This window comes from Corynebacterium pseudodiphtheriticum DSM 44287 (assembly GCF_000688415.1).
Classification (GTDB): Bacteria; Actinomycetota; Actinomycetes; order Mycobacteriales; family Mycobacteriaceae; genus Corynebacterium; species Corynebacterium pseudodiphtheriticum.
Window position 1 is genome coordinate 92,022 of sequence record NZ_JIAH01000006.1, and the last position, 20,582, is coordinate 112,603.

General features: G+C 54.9%; 21 protein-coding genes and 1 pseudogene. 10 read left to right on the top strand and 12 right to left on the bottom strand.

What is annotated here, in order from left to right; translation table 11 throughout:
* Positions 1 to 27: 27 nt before the first annotated feature.
* Positions 28 to 1,221 carry a DUF6882 domain-containing protein gene (locus O146_RS0103460; RefSeq protein ID WP_027017665.1) on the bottom strand — a complete coding sequence of 398 codons (1,194 nt, stop codon included), beginning with the start codon at positions 1,219 to 1,221 and terminating at the stop codon, positions 28 to 30.
* Between the two features lie 108 nt (positions 1,222 to 1,329).
* On the opposite strand from O146_RS0103460, the gene O146_RS0103465 reads away from it, so the two are divergent.
* Positions 1,330 to 1,983, top strand: coding sequence for a hypothetical protein (locus O146_RS0103465; protein ID WP_027017666.1), 654 nt, complete (start codon positions 1,330 to 1,332; stop codon positions 1,981 to 1,983).
* Positions 1,984 to 2,002: 19 nt separating this feature from the next.
* On the opposite strand, the gene O146_RS0103470 is transcribed toward O146_RS0103465, so the two are convergent.
* Positions 2,003 to 2,374, bottom strand: coding sequence for a hypothetical protein (locus O146_RS0103470; protein ID WP_027017667.1), 372 nt, complete (start codon positions 2,372 to 2,374; stop codon positions 2,003 to 2,005).
* A gap of 75 nt (positions 2,375 to 2,449) precedes the next feature.
* On the opposite strand from O146_RS0103470, the gene O146_RS0103475 reads away from it, so the two are divergent.
* The 3 genes from O146_RS0103475 to O146_RS0103485 all read left to right on the top strand — a co-directional run bounded on the left by O146_RS0103475 (position 2,450) and on the right by O146_RS0103485 (position 5,713).
* Positions 2,450 to 3,319 carry a patatin-like phospholipase family protein gene (locus O146_RS0103475; RefSeq protein WP_027017668.1) on the top strand — a complete coding sequence of 290 codons (870 nt, stop codon included), beginning with the start codon at positions 2,450 to 2,452 and terminating at the stop codon, positions 3,317 to 3,319.
* A gap of 226 nt (positions 3,320 to 3,545) precedes the next feature.
* Complete coding sequence (locus O146_RS0103480) at positions 3,546 to 3,971, top strand: hypothetical protein (RefSeq protein WP_027017669.1); 426 nt, start codon at positions 3,546 to 3,548, stop codon at positions 3,969 to 3,971.
* A 161-nt stretch (positions 3,972 to 4,132) separates the two neighbouring features.
* Positions 4,133 to 5,713: an alpha/beta hydrolase gene (locus O146_RS0103485; RefSeq protein WP_027017670.1), complete on the top strand. Its 1,581-nt coding sequence runs from the start codon at positions 4,133 to 4,135 to the stop codon at positions 5,711 to 5,713.
* A 28-nt stretch (positions 5,714 to 5,741) separates the two neighbouring features.
* Here O146_RS0103485 and O146_RS0103490 read toward each other — a convergent pair whose 3' ends face one another.
* Complete coding sequence (locus O146_RS0103490) at positions 5,742 to 7,388, bottom strand: peptide chain release factor 3 (protein ID WP_027017671.1); 1,647 nt, start codon at positions 7,386 to 7,388, stop codon at positions 5,742 to 5,744.
* Positions 7,389 to 7,528: 140 nt separating this feature from the next.
* Here O146_RS0103490 and O146_RS0103495 point away from each other — a divergent pair, with 140 nt between their 5' ends.
* A complete protein-coding gene (locus O146_RS0103495) occupies positions 7,529 to 8,086 on the top strand; it encodes an NADPH-dependent FMN reductase (RefSeq protein ID WP_027017672.1) in 558 nt (185 codons plus the stop codon).
* Here O146_RS0103495 and pth (O146_RS0103500) read toward each other — a convergent pair whose 3' ends face one another.
* Positions 8,087 to 8,791: an aminoacyl-tRNA hydrolase gene (gene pth, locus O146_RS0103500; protein ID WP_027017673.1), complete on the bottom strand. Its 705-nt coding sequence runs from the start codon at positions 8,789 to 8,791 to the stop codon at positions 8,087 to 8,089. It lies immediately after the preceding gene.
* Between the two features lie 77 nt (positions 8,792 to 8,868).
* On the opposite strand from pth (O146_RS0103500), the gene O146_RS0103505 reads away from it, so the two are divergent.
* The 5 genes and pseudogenes from O146_RS0103505 to O146_RS12565 all read left to right on the top strand — a co-directional run.
* Entirely contained in the window at positions 8,869 to 9,867 is a 999-nt protein-coding gene (locus tag O146_RS0103505; RefSeq protein WP_027017674.1) for a nitronate monooxygenase, read from the top strand.
* A gap of 64 nt (positions 9,868 to 9,931) precedes the next feature.
* Positions 9,932 to 11,398 carry a glyceraldehyde-3-phosphate dehydrogenase gene (locus tag O146_RS0103510; protein ID WP_027017675.1) on the top strand — a complete coding sequence of 489 codons (1,467 nt, stop codon included), beginning with the start codon at positions 9,932 to 9,934 and terminating at the stop codon, positions 11,396 to 11,398.
* A gap of 87 nt (positions 11,399 to 11,485) precedes the next feature.
* Positions 11,486 to 11,806: a DUF6973 domain-containing protein gene (locus O146_RS10970; protein ID WP_425265828.1), complete on the top strand. Its 321-nt coding sequence runs from the start codon at positions 11,486 to 11,488 to the stop codon at positions 11,804 to 11,806.
* Positions 11,803 to 12,282 carry a hypothetical protein gene (locus O146_RS12130; protein ID WP_027017676.1) on the top strand — a complete coding sequence of 160 codons (480 nt, stop codon included), beginning with the start codon at positions 11,803 to 11,805 and terminating at the stop codon, positions 12,280 to 12,282. The genes O146_RS10970 and O146_RS12130 overlap by 4 nt, the downstream gene beginning before the upstream one ends.
* 100 nt (positions 12,283 to 12,382) lie before the next feature.
* A pseudogene (locus tag O146_RS12565) lies at positions 12,383 to 12,544 on the top strand (glyceraldehyde-3-phosphate dehydrogenase); the annotation flags it as partial.
* 142 nt (positions 12,545 to 12,686) lie between these two features.
* Here the strand turns inward: O146_RS12565 and O146_RS0103530 are convergent.
* From O146_RS0103530 to glmU, 8 genes are all read right to left on the bottom strand, one after another.
* Entirely contained in the window at positions 12,687 to 12,980 is a 294-nt protein-coding gene (locus O146_RS0103530) for an antibiotic biosynthesis monooxygenase family protein (RefSeq protein WP_027017677.1), read from the bottom strand.
* Positions 12,981 to 13,069: 89 nt separating this feature from the next.
* Positions 13,070 to 13,891, bottom strand: coding sequence for a class I SAM-dependent methyltransferase (locus O146_RS0103535; protein ID WP_027017678.1), 822 nt, complete (start codon positions 13,889 to 13,891; stop codon positions 13,070 to 13,072).
* Positions 13,892 to 14,117: 226 nt separating this feature from the next.
* The gene (gene glnA, locus O146_RS0103540) at positions 14,118 to 15,554 is read right to left on the bottom strand and encodes a type I glutamate--ammonia ligase (RefSeq protein ID WP_021353254.1); all 1,437 of its coding nucleotides are present in this window, start codon (positions 15,552 to 15,554) and stop codon (positions 14,118 to 14,120) included.
* A gap of 101 nt (positions 15,555 to 15,655) precedes the next feature.
* Entirely contained in the window at positions 15,656 to 16,240 is a 585-nt protein-coding gene (gene pth, locus O146_RS0103545; protein WP_027017679.1) for an aminoacyl-tRNA hydrolase, read from the bottom strand.
* Positions 16,241 to 16,299: 59 nt separating this feature from the next.
* A complete protein-coding gene (locus O146_RS0103550; protein ID WP_021353256.1) occupies positions 16,300 to 16,986 on the bottom strand; it encodes a 50S ribosomal protein L25/general stress protein Ctc in 687 nt (228 codons plus the stop codon).
* A gap of 248 nt (positions 16,987 to 17,234) precedes the next feature.
* Positions 17,235 to 18,005, bottom strand: a complete 771-nt coding sequence (locus O146_RS0103555; protein WP_023019730.1) for an SDR family NAD(P)-dependent oxidoreductase — start codon at positions 18,003 to 18,005, stop codon at positions 17,235 to 17,237.
* The gene (locus O146_RS0103560) at positions 18,005 to 18,994 is read right to left on the bottom strand and encodes a ribose-phosphate diphosphokinase (protein ID WP_027017680.1); all 990 of its coding nucleotides are present in this window, start codon (positions 18,992 to 18,994) and stop codon (positions 18,005 to 18,007) included. Before O146_RS0103560 ends, O146_RS0103555 begins: the two co-directional genes overlap by 1 nt.
* 25 nt (positions 18,995 to 19,019) lie before the next feature.
* Entirely contained in the window at positions 19,020 to 20,528 is a 1,509-nt protein-coding gene (glmU, locus tag O146_RS0103565; protein ID WP_027017681.1) for a bifunctional UDP-N-acetylglucosamine diphosphorylase/glucosamine-1-phosphate N-acetyltransferase GlmU, read from the bottom strand.
* Positions 20,529 to 20,582: the final 54 nt, after the last annotated feature.

A 20,582-nucleotide genomic window follows, 5' to 3' on the forward strand; every position in this document is an offset into this window, starting at 1 on the left:
GTTAGCTTCCGGGCTTGCGTCATGAGTCTAGGAAGAAAAGACCAAAACACCCGTGGTTTTCTTATCGAGTTGGTCGATCTTATGGCTAAAGCACTCTGTGATAGGTGCACATGCTGTGACAAGAGTGGCGATAGTCTGGGCATGTTCTGTGCTTTGCTCGCTGCAAGTGTCGGCGAGATTGGTATAGGAGACTTCGGTTTCAAACGCTAAGCAGCTACGCATCCGTCGAATATCAATATGTGGTCGGACAAAATCTATGACTCCATTCTGGATCCCGAAGTCTAAGAGCTTTCGGCTTTCTTGTGCACCAGGCGTGTTCGCGAGCATGGGATCGGCCCATGCCCACGTCCACGTATCACCACTCACAGTGGCAAGAGCCCAGCAGTCAACGGCCGTGTTGGTGCTTCGTTCGTCGTCGGAATGCTGCCGGATAAATTGGCGTCCGTCGTGGATAAGTTTGTCAATGGTCGGCTCCGGCGGCACGTTTGTCTCGTCCGAATCAAGCTGCTTCGTAATCTTCGAGGTCTTCGTAATCTTTGAGGCCACATCGACAGCAACACCGTTTCGCACGGTAATGGTTATCTGGTTGTCACCGGAACCGATGGTGGCAGTCGTCGAATCGGTATAAAAATCAAGACCGCGTACCACTGCAAAGCCTTTCAGTGCACGCATAACGTCGTAGTTGTTGGGCAACTTCGCTAAACCATGCGTCAGTGCTAGTGGAACTGGACCTTCCTCGGCAAAATCTCTAATCATCACGACAGCACAGCGCTGGGTCTCGTCCTTGCGTGAAGATGCAGTAAGCGGAACCAATACCGCTGGAATATTACGAAATAGCGTGCGTCCCGCAGCTAGGAGCTCATCGCTTGCGACCTGTGGATGCTGCGGATCCAATTCTGCGATCCCTGGAAAATCAATGACGGCAGCAGTCTGCCAATACCAAGCATCATCGGCGATGGTCGCGACCCAAGTACCTGCTAGCTCCACTTGCTGCTGCAAGTTGCTGCTTGCAAACGATACCGTCACTGCCCGGTCCCAGCCGTCGGCAAGTGCTTTCTGGTCGGTCGGGTTTTGGGTTTCCGTGCCGTCAGGTTCCGGGTGCACGGTGAGCTGCACACGGCTGATCTCGCCAAAACGAGCATGGAATAGCGCCAGACAATCGGCTTGCGCGAGGAAGCCATCGGTCGCGATATCGGTGACGGTGCGCGGGGCAGAAAGCATAGCATTGAGTCTACAAGCCAGCCCCTGATCGACTGTCTCACCCAGGGTTGGACCTATCAGGCTGGATCTATCAGTGAGCTGCTAGCCGCGCACGGTAAAGTTTCAACTATGCTCTACGCCGTCAGTTACGCCTTCATGGACTCGATTAATGTCTTGTCCATCGCAGTGATCGTTGCCCTAGGCGTGCTGCTGCCAGCCGGAATGTATAAAAAGGTTACCCCGCTATTGGTGGCGGGCAATTGGTCTGGGGTTTTTGCGCTGGCTTTGCTGGTGACCGTTGTATTTTCTGGCTTCGGTGAGTTGATGCAGAAAATTCTGGATTCTGCGGCCTTCGGCCTGACGTTGATGGCGGTTGGTGTGGTCACCTTGCTGGGTACGTGGATCTCGAAGGGGAAACCGCCGGCGGTGGTGGGGCGATTGCTTGGTGGGCTGCAGCGGCCGTCCCCGATGACGTTCTGGATTGGCTTCGGCCTCGGCGTAGTGCAATCGGCGACTTCCGTGCCATTTTTCGCAGGGCTAATCGTACTGGCAGCCTTGCATCCTGCACCAGCGATGCTGGGGGCCGGGGTGGTGCTATATGCCAGCATCGCGCTGTCGCTGCCGATCATCGCCGCTTTGCTCGTCGGTTGGGTCCGTATTGCTCCGAATTCGCCTATTGGGCGGCTGTTTACTAAGGCATCACACAGCACTGAGCTCTTGAGCAAGGTGGCAGGCTACAGCGTGGGCGTGCTGTTAATCGTGCTCGGCGCACTCGGAGTTTAAGCGCTCGTATACATTCGTTTTATTCAATAATTATGCCGATGCGTTCGGTCAGTTCCAGTTCACATGGCTTGGGTGCCAAGCGCTGGGTGATTGCAGAACGGAGTGCGGGGCTTAGCGGAAGCAGCCAACCATTGTTCGGATCGTGTACCGGCAGATCATCAGTTTTCGTCGGCACTAATACAATCTGCGCATTGGGTCCCATAACCACCGCAGCGTGATTATTGTGGGCGGCATCCAGAATGATGCCTGCAACCTGCGCCGATCCTGTGATGATCACCATTTCTTCCGCCGTGTGCACTGCCAGCTTGTCGACGCCTACGTGGCGTGCAATATCAGGAAGCTGGGTGAGAGTGGGCTTAGCAGAACCGCGTAGCAGGTCGAATAGTCCCATGCGGTCATTCTAACCGGTTAATGGTGAATCACTTTTAGTCACAATTTCGCGAGCTCGCGACTATTATGGGCAAGGATGATCGACGCACGAGATACAGCTTTAGTGATTGAAGGCGGGGGAATGCGCAATTCCTATACCGCCGCCAGCATTGTGCACCTGCTGGAAAAGCAAGTGCAATTTGGCTGGGTCGGTGGTGTATCCGCTGGTGCCTCACACACCGTGAATTTCCTCTCCGGTGATAAAGAACGCGCCCGCAGTTCGTTCACGGATTTCGCGAATAACCCCTCGTTTGGTGGGTTGAGTCATTTCTTGCGCGGTCGGGGATATTTCAATGCAGAGTTTATCTACGAAAAAGCCGCCGACAAAGATCTCCCGTTTGACTGGAAAACGTTCACGGAATCGTCGGCACAAGTCTGCATCAGTGCCACGCGTGCCGATACCGGAGAGACCGTCAACTGGGGCCGGGAGGACATGCCAAGCTTGCCGGATCTGATGATGCGCGTACGCGCCTCATCCACACTGCCGCTGATCATGCCGATGCGCCTGATTGATGATGTGCCGTTTGTCGATGGTGCATTGGGAGATTCCGGTGGTGTTGTGGTCAATGAGGCCGAGCAAGCTGGTTTTAGAAAGATTCTTTTCTTGGCGACGAAGCCCCGCGATTATGTGCGCCCAGCCACGCAGCGTGAGGGCTTTTTGCGTCGAGCATTTTTTAAACACCCAGCTGTGGCCAAGGCCATGATTGAACGGCCGGATAAATACAATGCCGCGAAAGATCGCCTGCTTACGTTGGAGAAACAAGGCCGTGCGCAATTGTTCTTTCCGACGGATTTGTCCGTGGAATCAACGGAACGCGATGCCGAAAAGCTGTTGCACAGCTACCGGATGGGCCAGATCCAAACGGAAAAAGAATGGCCGCAATGGGAAGAATTCCTGACCGGTTAAAGGAAAACGAATTTAATCTCAGAATTATCTGAATTATCTTCCACGACTACATTGTTCCGGTATCGTTCCGGTTTTGTTCCTAAGCATTTGCCCTCGGTGTGTGGGGGGGGATCATAAAGGTGCGTCTAGGTATTGTTAGGTAGTGCTATGTAAAATAGCAGCTGTATGAACCGCTTCACTGGTGAAGCATGAAATGTTCGATCACATAACTAGACAAGGAGTATTCATGAAGAAAATGTTCACCGCAAGCTTGGCTGTTCTCACGCTGGCAGGCCTGGCAAGTGGCGGAGTCGCTCAAGCGACGCCTGTTCAGAAACAACTGGTGCAATCGTCGTCGGCTCAGGACAATTCAGTGGTGAATCAGCTCAGCTCGGCGCTGTCTATTGGCAGCTCCGTGCTCTGGAACGACCCGAGCGGTAATCAGCCAAGCAACTTCCGCGCATTGGTGGCGTTTCTTAAGAACGTGGATAACAAATATTACAATGCCTTAAATTATGGTCTAACAACCCCGCAGCAGGCTGCGGATTGTCGTGCCCGCTTTGATGGTAAGCCAGGTGAGCCACGTCTGAGCATTTATGTCCCCCAGGATTGTTCCAAGGTTGAGGTCACTCAAGACGATTACGATCAGGCTCTGCGCGCCATCGGATTCTGATTACCGTGAGTCGGCGCTCCTACTGGCTCATTGATTGTGCAGTTGGAGCTATTCGTAGGGTGGGCTAGAGACTAGTTCACCCTACGTTTGATGATTGGCGGCTTCCCAGCCCTGTCCGGTAAACACGACCGGAACCCACCGTGCCGGTAGAATTGTCTGTCATGCGTTCGAGTATTTTAGCTGTGTTGACAGGTACTACTTTGTTGCTCGGGGCCTGTTCGGCTCCGTCTGATGACGACGCGCGGAAGGCAGCGCCAGAACAGGCAACAACGGGGCAGAATACGGCTGCAGAAACTACTACGGCCACGGAAAAAACAACTGCCACCACCTATGAATTTGCGCTGGAGGATTATCAGGTTTCTCCAGACATAGATTTACCCGTCCGCGGCAGCGTGACAACGGCGGGGCATAGCAATGCTCCGCTGGTGGTAGTGAATCATTTGCGCACGTTTAATTGCGCTGATGATACTTTCGCCTACCCGTGCCCAGATGGGGTAGATGAGGTACGTGCAGATCGCGGAATGCACTATTTGGCAGAGGATCTCGCAGAGGCCGGATACACCGTCGTCGTTCCTGACTTAGGCCCGTTGTGGGCGCCAGAAAGCCCCACGCAACCATACGACCAGGTGGAAGCCTGGGCGGGTGTGGTCAGTGCCATTCGTACAGAACTAGAGGCGGCGAACCAGGGCCAGTCGCAGCACTTAGACGACAGCCTTGTGGGCATGACGGATCTTTCTCGCACTGGTGTGTTTATGCACTCGCGTTCTGCATTGCTAGGAAATAAGGCTGCAGAAATGTGGCCTGAGATATCTTTGGCCAGCTATGGCGGGTTCTACCATGTGCCAGAATTTCCAGAAGATAATTTTTCCCCAGCTCCCGCCGATGTGCCTACTTTGACCATCGATGGGCAAGCAGATGGGGATACTTCCCAGGCCGCAGCTGACTGGTTGCCGGAATACGTGGGGCAAGACAGAAACACGGCAGCCTTAAACGTTATTGTGTCGGGGCTTGGGCACAACTATATTAACCGCGTTTTATCCAAGCGGGAATTCGACGACCGCATCGATGATGGCGAAATTAGCGACATTGGTGCCACAGAGCATGAGGAATTTTTAGCAGAAGCTCTCCGGCTTTGGTTTGATCAAACTCTCCGTGGCCAAGACGGGCCGTATCCATTGCAGGCTGATGACGAGCTACCGAGTGAGCTCGCAGGCAGAGAAGCGAGTGTGTATGCTGTCACCCCGGCCGCTGCAGAGCAATGGATTGCTTCAGAGCCAGAAGCGCAACTGCCAGGGAGTGAGGCCGAGTTCTGTCGGATTTATCCCTCTATGAACCCGGTGCAGTATGACGACCGCTGCGATTTCGTGGACCTGGGAATCGTCAATTCCGCTTCTGTCAATGCCCGCGTGCAATTGACTAAATCCCCCGCGGTGGTTCCGGTGAGTTCTGCAGGCGCGGAAGCGCTGAGCATGCACATGATGCCTACTGGCAGCCGGGAAGACGGCAAGAAAGAAACCAAGCTGGAAATTACGGCGATCATGGACGATGGTTCCCGCCAGCCAGTCCCAGTGCCGACACCCAACCCGGTACTGAAAGATGCCACCACGGAAACCAGCAACGGTGAATACTGGATACGCACCTTAAGGATTAGCTTGCCGGAAACAGTAAAGAACCGCCCGATTAGCCAATTGGAAATCACTGGTGATGGCAGTATCGACTTGCGGGCGGTCGAGCTATACTAGTCGACTTATACGCAGCGCGGGCTGATGCTTAATCGGCTACCAACGGCTCCATGGTGAGCTCTGGGTGTTCTTTTTGTACGAACGCGAGCTTCCATTTATCGCCGAACAGCGCAATCAATTCGCCGTCGGTGCGAGTGAAAATTTCCACTCCGCGCTGGCGGCCTAATTCTTCAGCTGAGGCCGCATCGGTGCGTCGTGCTACCGAATAAGGTACGGGTTCGACGACGGTTTCCACGTTGTATTCGACCTCCATGCGGGCCTGCATGACTTCGAATTGCATCGGGCCCACGGCTGCCATCACTGGGGCAGCGTCGCCGCGCAGTTCGTTGCGCAGGATCTGCACGACGCCTTCGGCATCCAGTTGCTCCAACCCTTTGCGGAATTGCTTGTATTTGCCCAGCGATTTTGCACGCAAGGTTTGGAAACTTTCCGGAGCAAACTGTGGCATCGGGCGGAACTGGATCTTCTTGCCCGAATAAATGGTATCGCCAGGAGCCAGCGATCCCGCGTTGACCAATCCGACGATATCGCCTGGATAGGCGGCCTCAACGGTATCGCGGGTGCGGCCGAAAACGGTCAGCGCGTATTTCGTCGAGAAGCTGCGCCCAGATTGCGCGTGCGTGACCTGCATGCCGCGCTCGAAGACGCCAGAGACCACGCGCATAAAGGCTAGGGTGTCGCGGTGGTTGCGGTCCATGCCGGCTTGAACCTTGAACACGACGCCGGCGAAATCGTCGTCCACCTCGCGGGTTTCGGCGATGGCCCCGGTGGCCTTTTCCACTACCTTGGGGTCGCACTCGCGGCTACTTGGTTCTGGGGCGATTGCGCACAACGTGTCCAGGATTTGGTGTACGCCGAAGTTCAGCATCGCGGAGGCGAAAATCAACGGCGAGGTCACACACTGTTCGAATAAATCTTGATCGTGCAGCGCGCCATCGGCAGCCAAAAGCTCGGCTTCTTCCACCGCCGTTTCCCAAGCCTCGGCTTCTTTTTCGCCAGCTTGCTGCGGTGAGTAGTGCTCTTCCGGTGCGATGGTGGAACCGCCGGCAGTGCGGATGAAGTGGATGTAGTTATCGGCTTCACCGCCGTCGTTAATGTGGGCGAGCCCGCGGAAGTCACCGGCTTCGCCGACCGGCCAGTATAGCGGTGTGGGCTGGAGCTGGATTTCGTTGACGATTTCGTCGACAAGCTCCAAAGGTTCGCGGCCCACCCGGTCCCACTTGTTGATCACCGTGATAATCGGCAAACCACGGGCTTTACATACGCGGAATAGCTTCAGTGTTTGCGGCTCCAGGCCCTTGGCGGCGTCGATGAGCATGACTGCCGCGTCGACGGCAGTGAGAACGCGGTAGGTATCCTCCGAAAAATCTGCGTGTCCAGGGGTATCTACCAGGTTGATCACGTACGGTTCGCCGTCGTGGCCTTCCGGGGAATAGTTGAACTGCAGCGCGGAAGAGGCCACGGAAATGCCTCGGTCTTTTTCCATGTCCATCCAGTCAGACACGGTGGCTTTGCGGTTTCCTTTGCCGTGTACCGCGCCAGCTTCGGTGATGATGTGTGCGTGTAGCGCCAGCGCCTCGGTCAGGGTTGATTTACCCGCGTCGGGGTGGGCGATCACAGCAAAGGTGCGGCGGCGCGAGGCCTCGTGGGCAGGGGAGGAAACAGCAGTGGTCATGGTTGAACAGTCTAATGGTTCGGTGCTGTGCGTGCCGACGTGGATCTGGTTTTCACGAATACCAAGAAGTTATTGTTGACAGGTCAACTAAAGTCGTTTTATTGTTGTTGTATCAACTTCATTATTTCTAGGAGGTAACCGTGAATATTGGTGTCTTTATTGGTTCGATCCGTGCAGGCCGCGCTGGTGAAGCGATTGGCCACTGGGTGCACGAGCACGCATCCCACCGCAATGACGGCCACAATTACGAAATCATCGACCTGCAGGATCATGACCTGCCATTTTTGGCTGCAGATACCGTCCCTGCCATGGCCAATGGCGAGTACGGGGATCCTAAGACCCAGCAGTGGGCCAAAGTAATTGCCCAGTACGACGGCTTTGTTTTCGTGACTCCGGAATATAACGGCACCGTACCTGGCCCAATGAAAAATGCCTTCGACCAGCTTGGCCAGGAATGGCAGGGCAAACCAATCGGTTTCGTCGGCTACGGTTACTCACAGGCAGGCAAAGGTGCGACCGACACCTGGCGCACTGTAGTTAGCGGTATGTTGGCTATGCAGCTGGCAGACGAAGACGTGAACATCGACCTCAATGCTGCATACCCAGAAGATGCCAATGGTGAATTCCGCGCATCCGATGCGGCCAAGGCTGGCCTGGACAAACTGCTTGACCAGGTCACCAGCACTGCACAAAACTAATTAGCGAGAATGAATCTCGTTTTGCGCGGCGCCTAAACCCCTGGCCACGATTAACCGGGCGGCTTCGGCGCCGGTGGCAATAAACTCATCAAAACCAGCCCCGGCTGGGACCGGGCCTAGAACCCAGGCAATGATGTCGTTTCCTTTCCCAGGGTGGCCCACCCCCATACGTACGCGGGGATAATCACGGGTGCCCAGGTGCTCAGTCGTCGATTTTAGGCCGTTATGTCCGGCTTCATTTCCGCCTTGTTTGAGGCGGATTTTGTGCTCTTTCAGGTCTAACTCATCGTGAATAAGCAACACTCGCTCGGCGGGGATGCCCAGTTGTTGAGCAACTTCGGCAATCGCCGGGCCAGAATTATTCATAAAGCTTGCGGTGCGCAGTACCAGAGCGGAGTTTTCGCCACATTCAATGATGGTGCCGAAAGCCTGCACATCTTTAATAGGCTGGAGGGTCTCGCCGGATGCGGCCAGCAGATCGTCGACCACCATATAGCCCACGTTGTGGCGCGTGGCCACATATTTTTGCCCCGGATTACCCAAGCCGACGATTAGCCACTCGGCCGTGACGTCAGCAAGATTTAATACCGGTTGTTGGGTCGTTGCCCTTTGATACCCACCGTCGGCGGGGTTGGCGATTGCGTCACTAGTGCTTTCGGTATTGCGTCCGAAAATTCTTGATAATAGGTTGCGCACAATATTCACCCGCCCAGTGTCTCATTATTGCGGGGGTTTTCTCTACTGACTGCTGCACGCCGGTGATCTGCATTAGCCTGGCAGATATGTCGGAAGTATTACGCCAACTAGAATCCCGTATACTCATCGCACCTATGGCAGGTGGCCCGTCCACACCGCGGCTGGTTAACGCAGCCGCTAAAGCTGGTTCCTTCGGTTTTCTGGCGTTCGGCACCACTTCGGTGGACCACGCGCAGTACATGCTCGCCGGCATGGATTCGGGGGTGCGTTACGGGGTCAATTTATTTGCCCCACAAACCCCGCTGGAAATTACTGCGGAGATCAGCGCTTTTCACCAACAATTACAGCGCGACTACGCGGTAGCGGATCAGCTTCCAAACCTGGATTACAGCAATGGTTGGCAGGATAAGTTGGATGCTGTTGTGTCCGCCGATAATCCACCGACGGTGGTCAGCTCGACATTCGGGTGTTTTAGCTCTGCAGAAATAAGCCGCCTGCATGAGGCTGGTATCGAGGCATGGGTGACCGTCACCAGTATTGAAGACGCGTTGAGTGCGCAAGATGCAGGTGCCGATGCTCTAGTCGTGCAAGGCCCAGCCGCTGGTGGTCACCGCGGAACCTGGTCGGTGGAAGAACAACCGTCCGGGCTAGGGTTGGTTGATCTTATCGAGACGATGTCGCTGGCTGGCGTGAATGCACAACTCGTGGCCTCTGGTGGGGTGCGTACTGCTGACGATGCCCGTGAGTTGCTTAAGCTTCCGCGGGTGAAAGCGGTGAGTTGCGGTTCGGCGTTTTTGCTTGCCGACGAAGCCGGCACCAGTGAGTTCAACCGCACCCTACTGCAGGCCGGGGGTGCCTCGGTTGCGACCCGGGCGTTTTCCGGCCGGGTGGCCCGCGGTCTCGAGACGGAATTTATTCGCGAACACCACGATGACGTGCCGGCGATGTATCCGCTGTTGAACTCATTGCTGGCGCCACTGCGACAGGAGAATGATCCGCGGGTGGCATATTGCTTGGTCGGCGAAGACGTCGACAAGATCGGTCAGGGCAGTGTCGCCGACATCCTTGCCCAATTACGGGGGTAGTAACCAAAATCAGGGTAGGATGTGGGTTGTAATTTTGCACCCCGATACCCCCGCGTAAAGGAAGATGACTGTGAATCAGCCCGCCGAGGTAGGACACGACAACTGGAATGAACGCATCGCGCTGGCGCAGGAGATGATCCCGCTGATCAGCTCGCTGCACCGCAACAACAACGTTGTGACCTCTATTTTTGGTCGTTTGCTGATTAGCGTCACCGACATCGATATCATCAAAGCCCACGAACGTGCGCACCAGGTCATCGAAGAAGACTTGCCGCTGGAGAAGACCCTGCCGGTGCTGCGCGAACTCACCTCAATGGATTTGGGTACTGCATCGATCGACGTCGGGCGCTTGGCCGTTGGGTTTGCGCAATCCGGTGCTACTGATCTTTCTGACTACCTGCACTCCGAGTTAGAGGAAGTCATTGGTGGCCGCACCAACGTGAAAGAACCCACCGACGTCGTGCTGTACGGTTTTGGCCGTATTGGTCGTCTGCTCGCACGCATCCTGGTGGAGCGCGAAGCATCCTATGGCGGTGTGCGTTTGCGTGCGATTGTCGTGCGCTCCAAGGGCGACGGCGACATCATTAAACGTGCCTCGCTGCTGCGCCGTGATTCCGTGCATGGCGAATTCAACGGCACCATTTCCGTGGATGAAGAAAACAACATTATCTGGGCAAACGGCACCAAGATCCAGGTTATCTACGCCAACGCGCCACAGGAAATCGATTACACCTCCTATGGCATCAACAACGCCATTGTCGTCGACAACACCGGCGCATGGCGTGATCGCAAGGGCTTGTCGCAGCACCTGGAGGCCAAGGGCGCAGACCGTGTCTTGCTGACGGCGCCGGGCAAGGGCGATATCCCGAACGTCGTTTTCGGCATCAACGAAGACAGCATTAGTGACGATGACAAGGTGCTATCTGCAGCATCCTGTACCACCAACGGCATTACTCCGGTGCTCAAGGCACTGGGCGATCGCTACGGCGTCGCGCACGGCCACGTGGAAACCGCCCACTCGTTTACCAACGACCAGAACCTCATCGACAACTACCACAAGGGTGACCGTCGTGGACGCGCTGCGGGTCTGAATATGGTGCTCACCGAAACCGGTGCTGCCAAGGCGGTATCAAAGGCCTTGCCGGAATTCGAAGGCAAGCTCACCGGTAATGCTATCCGCGTGCCAACCCCGAACGTTTCGATGGCGGTGTTGAACCTGGAACTGGAAACTGAGGTGACCAAGGACGAGGTCAATGACTACTTGCGCAAGGTGGCGCTGCTGTCGAATCTGCGTCAGCAGGTGGACTACGTCAACGACCCAGAATTGGTCTCCTCGGACTTCGTTGGCTCCGTTAAAGCCGGTGTGGTCGATGGCTTGGCGACGATTGCCAATGGCACCAAACATTTGGTGGTCTATGTGTGGTACGACAACGAGTATGGCTACTCCAACCAGGTAGTACGCTTCGTTGAAGACATCGCGGGTAAGCGTCCCCGCGTGCTGCCGCACCGCAGCCCAATCAGCGAGCTATAAGTCGTGAGAAGTTGATGCACTGGTACTAGTGCCAGTGCCGATAAAAGCCGCGGGTCCGCTCTCGGATCCCGCGGCTTTATTTTGTGTTTGCGTGGTGCCTGGTTTAGCTTTCCAGCTGGATGGGTTCAAACCCCAATACGTCGACAGCCATGCCGTGCTTTTCGTCACTGCTACTGGAGCGGATTGATGACTTTGCATTTGTCTGAAGATGCAGCGTTACGGATTGCGAATAACCACGAAGACGTATGGCCGAATGATCCAGGCGAAGCGGAGATGGATGTTCTTAACAATGCTGCAGGACGTGCTATTGGGTTGATGATAAAAGGAAAAGAGGGTATGGATAAGGGAATCGTTTATGTCTGTAAAGATATGGCGAATGCATCTTTGCTAGAGACATTGCCGAAATGAGATATTCTTCCCGTTTTCCCTTGAGTTTTGGGCAGGGTAAAGCGTTCCTTGCGTTGTCTTTGATGGCGTTCTTGGTGGCTTGTTCAAGCGAAATTGAACAAGCGTTACCAGCTGCAAGTGAATCTGGGGGCCCGGTTACTATCTCGGTTCGCGATGCTTATGGTCAGCATTGGGTAGAATTTGGTGTCCAATGTCCGTACACCAGTGTCGATGATATTTCCGAACATCTGGGTCTGGAGCCTGATGAGGCTTATGACTTAGGCAGCTACGACACTCAAGAGGTGGTGTACCTGAAAGATGCCGACGGTGACGTTGATTTTGACGTGCTCGATAGGCTAGATGTTACTTTGTGCTCCCATAGGGCCCCGGAATACTTTGGTTATCGTGGATGGTTACCGGCAGACCTGCCTCTGATTTTTGAGGTTAATTATGATGGTTGGGCCCTCACAGGGGTGGGTGATACAACCACGGAATAGATCATTCTGTAGCCTAAGTAGCTATACACCATGCCTGCCATTTGTGGGCAGTGGGCAAGCTCACCGGTAATGCCATCCGTGTTCCTACCCCGAACGTTTTGATGGCTTGGCGACGATTGCCAATGGCACCAAACACCTGGTGGTCTACGGCTGGTACGACAACGAGTATGGCTACTCCAACCAGGTAGTACGCTGCGTTGAAGATATTGCGGGTAAGCGCCCACGTGTGCTGCCGCACCGCAGTCCAATCAGCGAGCTATAAGTCGCGGGGGAGTTGATGCACTGGTACTAGTGCCACTGCCGATAAAAGCCGCGGGGTCCGAGATTGGACCCGCGGCTTTTATTTGGGCTAGTGCGTATGCGACACGCTAAACGTGCCGCGAGGATGGTTTTAGCTTTCCACTTTAGTGTTCTAGCTGGATGGATTCGAAGCCGAGCACGTCGACAGCCATGCCGCGTTTTTCATCTTCCACGTGGTTGCCTTCTGGGCGAGCGTCTGACCACTTCTGGTAGTTTTCTTGGCTATCCCAGCGGGTGATCACGAAGTAGCGATCTTCGCCAGAGACGGGGCGCAGCAATTCGAAGCCTTCAAACCCTTCTGCCTTGTCGACGCCCTTGGCACGCTGCGCAAAACGCTGCTCGATTTCTTCGGCGGCACCTTCCGGAAAGCTCAGTGCGGAGATGTTTACATAGGTCATGGTTCATCCTTTCTGCGGTTGAATACATCCACCATTTTATCTAATGGTAAGCGTTGGGATGGTGGAATAGTTGTGATCTTTTCCCAAAATTATTCTGGCTTTCGTGCCACGAGTGCGACGCCGCACAGCACATCGCTGTGCTGATTAAATAGCTTGCGCATGGCCAACATGCGGCGCCGGGCATCGGCGTCCAGGGCGGCGTTTTTGATGATGCGCAGTGTTCCCAAAAATCCCTCGTCGGCAAGGTTTCGGCGCATTTGCAGCAATGCCATGGGTGCGGTGTCAGTCCATTCCACCTGCAAACCCGCTTCTTCCACAAGCTTCGTCCACTCAGCAATGGTCAGCGGCCGGGCATTAACCTTAATCACGCGGGCGAGATTCTTGCGCAACTCGGTTTTGAACTCATCGTCGAGGTCATCGGGTTGCAAGCCGAGCTCGTGGATGGCGTAGCGTCCGCCGGGGCGCAGTACACGGACTGCCTCGTTCACGATCTTCTGCTTGCCGCGTGGTGATTGCATCGTCAGCATCGCCTCGCCCAACACAACGTCGGCATGAGCATCAGGCAGGCCAGTATCTGCGGCATCTGCATGTACCATGCGGCCGGTATCTTTGACGATCTCCCCAGTAATGCGCGCGGCATCTTCGTCTTTGTCGACACCGATATAGCTGGCTGGTTGGAAAGTGAGTAGTTCGCTGGCGGTACGGCCTAATCCAGGCGCTAGCTCGACCACGTCGGCATCAGTAAGTTTGGCGTTGTGCAATAGCTTGCGGGTGAGTTCCAATCCGCCAGGGCGCAGCACACGTTTTCCGAGCCGCGCAAGCAGCCAGTGTCCGGGCGCATCTTCTGCGCGGCGCTGTGCATAGGGAAGTGGATTTGTCTTGCCATCGGGGTTCGAGGAGGTACGGGGCATGGTGGGTCCTTTCTTTAAGGCCCACCAGCGTTAAACAGCGTTAGACAACATTAGACTATGACAGATACGTTAAGGCAGGCCTAATCTCGTATCTAATTCTCAGCTTACTAAATGCGACCTGTAAAGAATAGATGACCTAAAATTCGGTGGTTTAGTTTCCTCGAAATGACAGCCAACCAAAAAACGCCCCACCGAAAGTGGGGCGCTGGCGCGTGAAGCTTGGTGCTTAGCAGTCGTAGTACATCTCGAATTCCTGCGGGGTTGGGCGCAGGCGAACCGGAGTGATTTCCTCGTCGTACTTGTACTTGATGTAGGTATCGATGAGGTCTTCGGTGAAGACATCGCCTTCGGTGAGGAACTCGTTGTCTTCCTGCAAGGCCTTCAGCGATTCTTCCAGCGAGGTTGGTGCGGTCGGGATGTCTTGGGCCTCTTCTGGTGGGAGCTCGTAAAGGTCTTTATCCACCGGAGCATGTGGCTCAATACGATTCTTAATACCGTCGATACCAGCCATCATCATTGCCGCAAAGCCCAAGTATGGGTTGCCCGAAGGGTCCGGTGCGCGGAACTCCAAACGCTTCGCTTTCGGGTTATTACCGGTGGTTGGGATACGCACGGCTGCCGAACGGTTGCGCTGGGAGTAGACCAAATTGATTGGCGCCTCGAAACCAGGGACCAGACGGTGGTAGGAATTCAACGTGGCGTTGGTGAATGCCAGTACTGCACCGGCATGTTCCAGAATGCCACCGATGTAGTAGCGGGCGATGTCTGACAGGCCCGCGTAGCCGTCTTCATCATGGAACAGCGGCGCACCATCTTTCCACAGCGACTGGTGGGCGTGCATGCCCGAACCGTTATCGCCAGCCAGTGGCTTTGGCATGAACGTTGCAGTCTTGCCATGCTGGAACGCGGTGTTTTTGATGATGTATTTGAACAGCTGAATTTGGTCTGCAGAGTGCAGCAGGGTGGAGAAGCGGTAGTTGATTTCCTGCTGGCCGCCGGAACCCACTTCGTGGTGGAACCGCTCTAGCTCAAAGCCAACCTTTTCTAGGTTCAATGCCATGGCATCGCGGATTTCTACGGTCTGGTCATACGGTGCGGTAGGGAAATAGCCGCCTTTAGGGCGATTTTTATAGCCAGGGTTTGGTAGGCCGTCGATAGTGGTTTCTTTATCGGTATTCCACCAGCCTTCGTCCGAATCCACCTCGTAGAAACCAGCATTGGTGGAGGTATCGAAACGAACCTTATCGAACAAATAAAACTCGGCTTCGGCGCCGAAGAAGCAGGTATCAGCGATGCCTGTGGACTTCAGATACTCCTCCGCTTTACGCGCAGTCGTGCGTGGGTCACGTGAAAACGGTTCACGAGTAAACGGATCGTGCACGAAGCATTTGATGTTCAAGGTTTTTGTCGTGCGGAAAGGATCCACGATTGCAGAATGTGGATCCGGCAGCAACATCATGTCGGATTCATCAATGGTGGTGAATCCTCGAATTGAGGAGCCGTCGAAAGCCAGGCCTTCTTCTGCTGCCTCCTCAGTAAATTCCGAGGCAGGGATGCTGAAGTGGTGCTCTACACCGGGAAGGTCAGTGAACTGAATGTCGACAAATTTAATATCTTCATCTTCGATATGTTGGACGACATCCGCAATGGATTCGAAACTCAAGGGAACTCCTCGTTTTGGGTGCAACTGTGCAGTCGTAACTCCCACTATACCGGCTATTCGTGATCGATATCCCGATATCAGAGGATTCCCGAGGGGAAAATTTATAGAAGTGCCTTCCGGAGATAGTCAGCGACGTCCGGAATAATAAAATCCAATTCGCGTTCTTGGGCGGCGGAAAAGTTGCCTAAAACAAACGATGACGGATCCATCTTGCCAGGGGGCCGTCCAATGCCAACGCTGAGACGAGCATAGTCTTTGGTACCCAGAGCTTTGGTAAGGGATTTCAAGCCGTTGTGGCCTTTATCGCCACTGCCGTGTTTTAAAGTGAAATCGCCAAAGTCGCGTTCCATATCGTCATAAACTGCGACGATGCCGATAGCCGGAATATGAAAATAATTTGCCAGGGCATTGACCACACCGCCAGAGGTGTTCATCGGTGTACCGGTGCGCGCCAGGATGATTTTTGGGGAGCCGTAGCCTATAGAACCAGCAGGCATTTCGGCCACAAAAGCCCCGGTACGTTTATGCAAACTAAATGGCACAGGCTGGAAAGCTGTCGTTTCTGCTAATTCATTGACGATGCGATAGCCAATATTGTGCCGAGTTTGTGCATAACGCGCACCGGGGTTGCCGAGCCCAACTATCAGAACACTATTGTGCTGAGACAGAGCGTTCGCAGTGTGCATGGGGTGGACTCGACTTTCTGTTTGGGCATATCTAGCCGACGGCTAGATTATCCAGTGGCTTATTTGTCGTCGGAGGACTCGGTGTCAGGGTCCAGACGATCTGCAGGGGTTTCCTCATCGGATTCCTCTTCAGAGTCTGCACCGGCTTCAGCGCCGCCTTCTTCAGCGGCGGCAGCAGCAGCCTCGAGTTCTTCGTCTTCCTGTGGCTCCATGACGGAGACGATGACGGTGTCTTCTTCTGCGACCAGGGTGGCGCCACCTGGGATGTCCAAATCAGCTGCAGTGATGACGGTGCCATCTTCTGCGCCTTCGATGGAAACTTCGATCTCTTCTGGAATGGACAGAACGTCGGCCTCAACCAACAAGACGTCGTTGTCCTGGATGAACATCATGCCAGCGGCAGGCTCACCAGTAACGGTGACAGGAACCTCAACCTCAACCTTTTCGCCGCGCTTAATCGACAATAGGTCCACGTGATCGACGTCTAGGGTGAGGACGTTTTGGTCAACGTTCTTCACCATGGACAGGTGCTTTTCGCCGTCAAGTTCCAATTCCAGAACTGCGTTCAGGCCGTTGTAACGGATCAATGTCTGTAGCTCCAGCAGGTCTACAGAGAAGTGAATTGGGTCGGTGTTTGGGCCGTACAGAACGCCAGGCACGCGCCATTCACGACGCAAACGGCGGGCAGCGCCCTTACCAAACTCATTACGTGGCTGTGCCGCGAGAGCAGGGGTATTTTGAGCCATAATAGATAACTCCTCAGTGTAGTGAAAATAAATATGTGGACAAACGTGCACAGGCAAGGGCACATCCACGACCGGGGGAGCTACCGGGTTAAGTGTAGATCGCGTCGATAACGGCCAAAAATGAATGGCCCTCGCCGAGACGAGAGCCATCATAGCAAACAGCAGGCCAGCAACGAAACACAGGCGATACTGTGCCTAGACCTGGAATTGCTATGTTCTTAAAGATTATGGTCTTAAATGGGGATGACCTAAATGGCGGTATAGCCACCATCCACGGTTTGCGTGCTGCCGGTGATAAACGATGCGTTTGACGAAAGCAGGAACAGCACCATCGCGGCAACTTCTCGAACTGACCCCAGCCTGCCAAGTGGATGGTCGTTGATCAGCTTGGTCAGCTCATCTTCATCCATGAAATTCGCCAGCAGGGCGTTCCGGATATAGCCTGGGCACACCGCGTTGACACGAATTGCCTTGGAGCCGTATTCCACGGCGGCTGAACGGGTTAGCCCGATGACGCCGTGCTTGGCAGCGGAATAGGCTGCTTTGCCCTTAGCCGCCACTAGCCCGTGCACAGAAGCGACATTGACGATGGAACACTCCGAGCTCATGTCCATGTCTAAGAATTGTTCGATCTCATAACGCATGGCATAAGCGACGCCGTTGAGGTTGAGATCAACCAAATCGCGCCATTGCCGACCATTCAGCTTTCCGGTGAGTTCGCCTTCACCGCCGTAGCCTGGCGAATTAACCGCGTAATGTAAACCACCAAACTGCTCTACGGCGGTTTGTACCGCAGCCTTGTAATCCGATTCGGCAGTCATGTCGATCTCAATGGCATACGCCGAACCACCGTTAGAACGGATTTTTTCGGCCACCTCAGACGGCTTATGTTCTTTGGAATCGGCGACTACAACGTGGGTTCCCAATTCCCCGAGTTCATAGCAGATTTCCTCGCCGATGCCGAAGCCGCCGCCGGTAACCAAGGCTACTTTGTCACGGAATTCGTCAAAGCTTTTCATTAGGCAGACCCCTCGAACAGCGTGGTAACGGAACCGTTTTCAAAGATCTCGTTGATGGTGCGAGCCAGCAAAGGGGCGATGGAGAGCACGGTCAAGTTGTCCCACCCCTCTGTGGACTGAGGGATGGTGTCGGTGGTGATGACCTCTTCAGCGCCACAGTTCGAGAGCTTCTCTCGGGCTTGACCAGAAAATACGCCGTGGGTGCAGGCTACAACGACAGACTTGGCGCCTTCATCTTTCAAGATCTTTGCGGCACCCGCGATAGTTCCACCGGTGTCAATCATGTCGTCTACCAAGATGCAGTCCTTGCCCGAAACATCACCGACCACGCGGTTAGCGACGACTTCGTTGGCTACATCAACGCTGCGCGTCTTGTGGACGAAGGCCATCGGTGCGCCGCCGAGGACGTTTGCCCATTTTTCTGCGACCTTCACGCGGCCAGCGTCAGGCGAGACGATGCACATGTTCTCAGTTGGGTAGTTCTCTTTGATGTAGTCGGTCAACACCGGCATGGCGTGCATGTGGTCGACTGGACCATCAAAAAAGCCTTGGATTTGGTCTGTGTGCAGATCAACGGAGACCAAACGGTCAGCACCAGCGGATTGCAACAGATCAGAGATCAGGCGAGCGGAAATAGGCTCGCGTCCGCGGTGTTTTTTATCCTGGCGTGCGTATGGGTAGAACGGCAAAATGGCCGTGATGCGCTTAGCGGAACCACGCTTGAGCGCATCAATCATGATGAGCTGCTCCATCAGCCATTTGTTTAGATCGCCGCCTTCGACGGTCGCGTGGGATTGCATAACGAAACAATCCGCGCCGCGTACCGATTCTTCAAAGCGAACGAAGATCTCACCATTTGCGAAGTCTTCTGCTCGCATTGGGGTGATTTTTGTGCTCAATTCCTTGGCGACAGCCTCGCCGAGGTCTGGGTGCGAGCGGCCGTTGAAGACCATCATGTTCTTTTGGTTCATAGCGATCTTGCCAGTCATAGGATTAACCCTTCTGCTTTGATGTCTACGCTTGTTCGGAACCCTGGTCACTGCCGTTATCAGTGCTGCGATTGTCAGCTTCGCCGTTGTCGGCTGTGCTGTTTTCGGCAGCTTGTGCAGCCTGCGCAGAGGGACTACCCGGGCGCTTTTGCGCGACCCAGCCCTCGATATTGCGCTGGCGGCCACCTGAGACGGCCAGTGCCCCTGGTGGAACATCGTCTTTAATCACTGTACCTGCCCCAGAATAGGCGCCATCACCCACGGTTACTGGTGCGATGAACATCGTGTCTGAACCTGTGCGCACGTGATCGCCCACCACGGTGTGATTCTTGTTCACGCCGTCATAGTTAACGAAGACCGAAGAAGCACCAATATTTGAGTGTTTGCCGATGGTCGCATCACCCACGTAGGTCAGGTGCGGAACTTTGGAGCCTTCACCGATAGTGGCTTTTTTCGTCTCAACGAAGCCACCGAGCTTGGCGTTATTACCCAACTCTGTACCTGGGCGAAGGTAGGTAAATGGTCCGACGTTCGCCCCTGCGCCAATACGCGAGCTTTCTGCGTGGGCACGGATCACACGCGCATTCTTGCCTACGACGACATCTGTGAGTGTGCTGTCCGGTCCAATTTCCGCGCCGTCCGCGATGAAGGTTTTTCCCCACAGCTGCGTACCCGGGTGGATGGTGACGTCTTGGCCCACGGTGACATCCGCGCCAATCCAGGTGGTGGCAGGGTCGACAATGGTAGCGCCCCCGAGCATGGCTGCTTCTACGGTGCGGCGGTTGAATTCCTTGCCTGCTTCTGCCAGCTGTACGCGGTTGTTGACGCCTGCGAGCTCGCCAGCATCAGCTGCGACATAGGCACCGACCCCATGGCCAGCCTCGCGCGCAATAGCCAGCACGTCAGTGATATACAACTCGCCCTGCGCGTTATCCGTGTTCAGTTGTGTGAGCGCATCGCGCAGGATGGCAGCGTCGAAAGCGAAGACTCCGGAGTTGATTTCGGTAATTTCTCGGATTTCTGCTGAAGCATCTTTATGCTCGACAATTGCGGTAACCTGCTGATTATCGTCGCGCACAATGCGGCCATAGCCGGTGGCGTCGGCAAGTTCGACGGACAACACCGTAACGCCAGCTTGTGCGGATTCATGGTGCTCGCGTAGGTGATCGAGGGTTTCTGGTCGCAGTAGGGGCACATCAGCATTGGTGACAATCACGGTGCCCTGGAAATCTTCCAACCCAGCCATCGCACATTGCACCGCGTGCCCGGTGCCAAGTTGTTCTTCTTGCACGGCGGTGGTCAGCTTACGGCCGAGTTCCTCGGAAAGCGTGTCGACGGCTGGCACTACCTGCTCACGCTGGTGGCCGACGACCACGACGACATTGTCCGGATTTAAGCCGACCGCGGCGTGCACACTATGGGAAAGCAGCGAGCGCCCGCCAATTTCATGCAGCGTTTTCTGGGTCGTAGATTTCATCCGTGTACCGGCGCCGGCAGCTAAGACGATGACCGCGCAGGAAGATTGTTGAGCCACAGCGAGAATTCACTCCTGAACAAATGGGGGTTAACTAATGGCACCAATCATAAC

Bases quoted from the DNA above. Each gene is read 5' to 3' on its own strand.
- O146_RS0103490 (WP_027017671.1), bottom strand. From the start codon at position 7,388: ATGACCACTGCTGTTTCCTCCCCTGCCCACGAGGCCTCGCGCCGCCGC.
- O146_RS0103550 (WP_021353256.1), bottom strand. From the start codon at position 16,986: ATGGCTCAAAATACCCCTGCTCTCGCGGCACAGCCACGTAATGAGTTT.
- O146_RS0103470 (WP_027017667.1), bottom strand. From the start codon at position 2,374: ATGGGACTATTCGACCTGCTACGCGGTTCTGCTAAGCCCACTCTCACC.
- O146_RS0103460 (WP_027017665.1), bottom strand. From the start codon at position 1,221: ATGCTTTCTGCCCCGCGCACCGTCACCGATATCGCGACCGATGGCTTC.
- O146_RS0103560 (WP_027017680.1), bottom strand. From the start codon at position 18,994: ATGACTGGCAAGATCGCTATGAACCAAAAGAACATGATGGTCTTCAAC.
- O146_RS0103510 (WP_027017675.1), top strand. From the start codon at position 9,932: ATGACTGTGAATCAGCCCGCCGAGGTAGGACACGACAACTGGAATGAA.
- O146_RS0103475 (WP_027017668.1), top strand. From the start codon at position 2,450: ATGATCGACGCACGAGATACAGCTTTAGTGATTGAAGGCGGGGGAATG.
- O146_RS0103485 (WP_027017670.1), top strand. From the start codon at position 4,133: ATGCGTTCGAGTATTTTAGCTGTGTTGACAGGTACTACTTTGTTGCTC.
- O146_RS0103505 (WP_027017674.1), top strand. From the start codon at position 8,869: ATGTCGGAAGTATTACGCCAACTAGAATCCCGTATACTCATCGCACCT.
- O146_RS0103530 (WP_027017677.1), bottom strand. From the start codon at position 12,980: ATGACCTATGTAAACATCTCCGCACTGAGCTTTCCGGAAGGTGCCGCC.
- O146_RS12130 (WP_027017676.1), top strand. From the start codon at position 11,803: ATGAGATATTCTTCCCGTTTTCCCTTGAGTTTTGGGCAGGGTAAAGCG.
- O146_RS0103480 (WP_027017669.1), top strand. From the start codon at position 3,546: ATGAAGAAAATGTTCACCGCAAGCTTGGCTGTTCTCACGCTGGCAGGC.
- O146_RS0103555 (WP_023019730.1), bottom strand. From the start codon at position 18,005: ATGAAAAGCTTTGACGAATTCCGTGACAAAGTAGCCTTGGTTACCGGC.
- pth (WP_027017679.1), bottom strand. From the start codon at position 16,240: ATGCACACTGCGAACGCTCTGTCTCAGCACAATAGTGTTCTGATAGTT.
- O146_RS0103535 (WP_027017678.1), bottom strand. From the start codon at position 13,891: ATGCCCCGTACCTCCTCGAACCCCGATGGCAAGACAAATCCACTTCCC.
- O146_RS0103465 (WP_027017666.1), top strand. From the start codon at position 1,330: ATGCTCTACGCCGTCAGTTACGCCTTCATGGACTCGATTAATGTCTTG.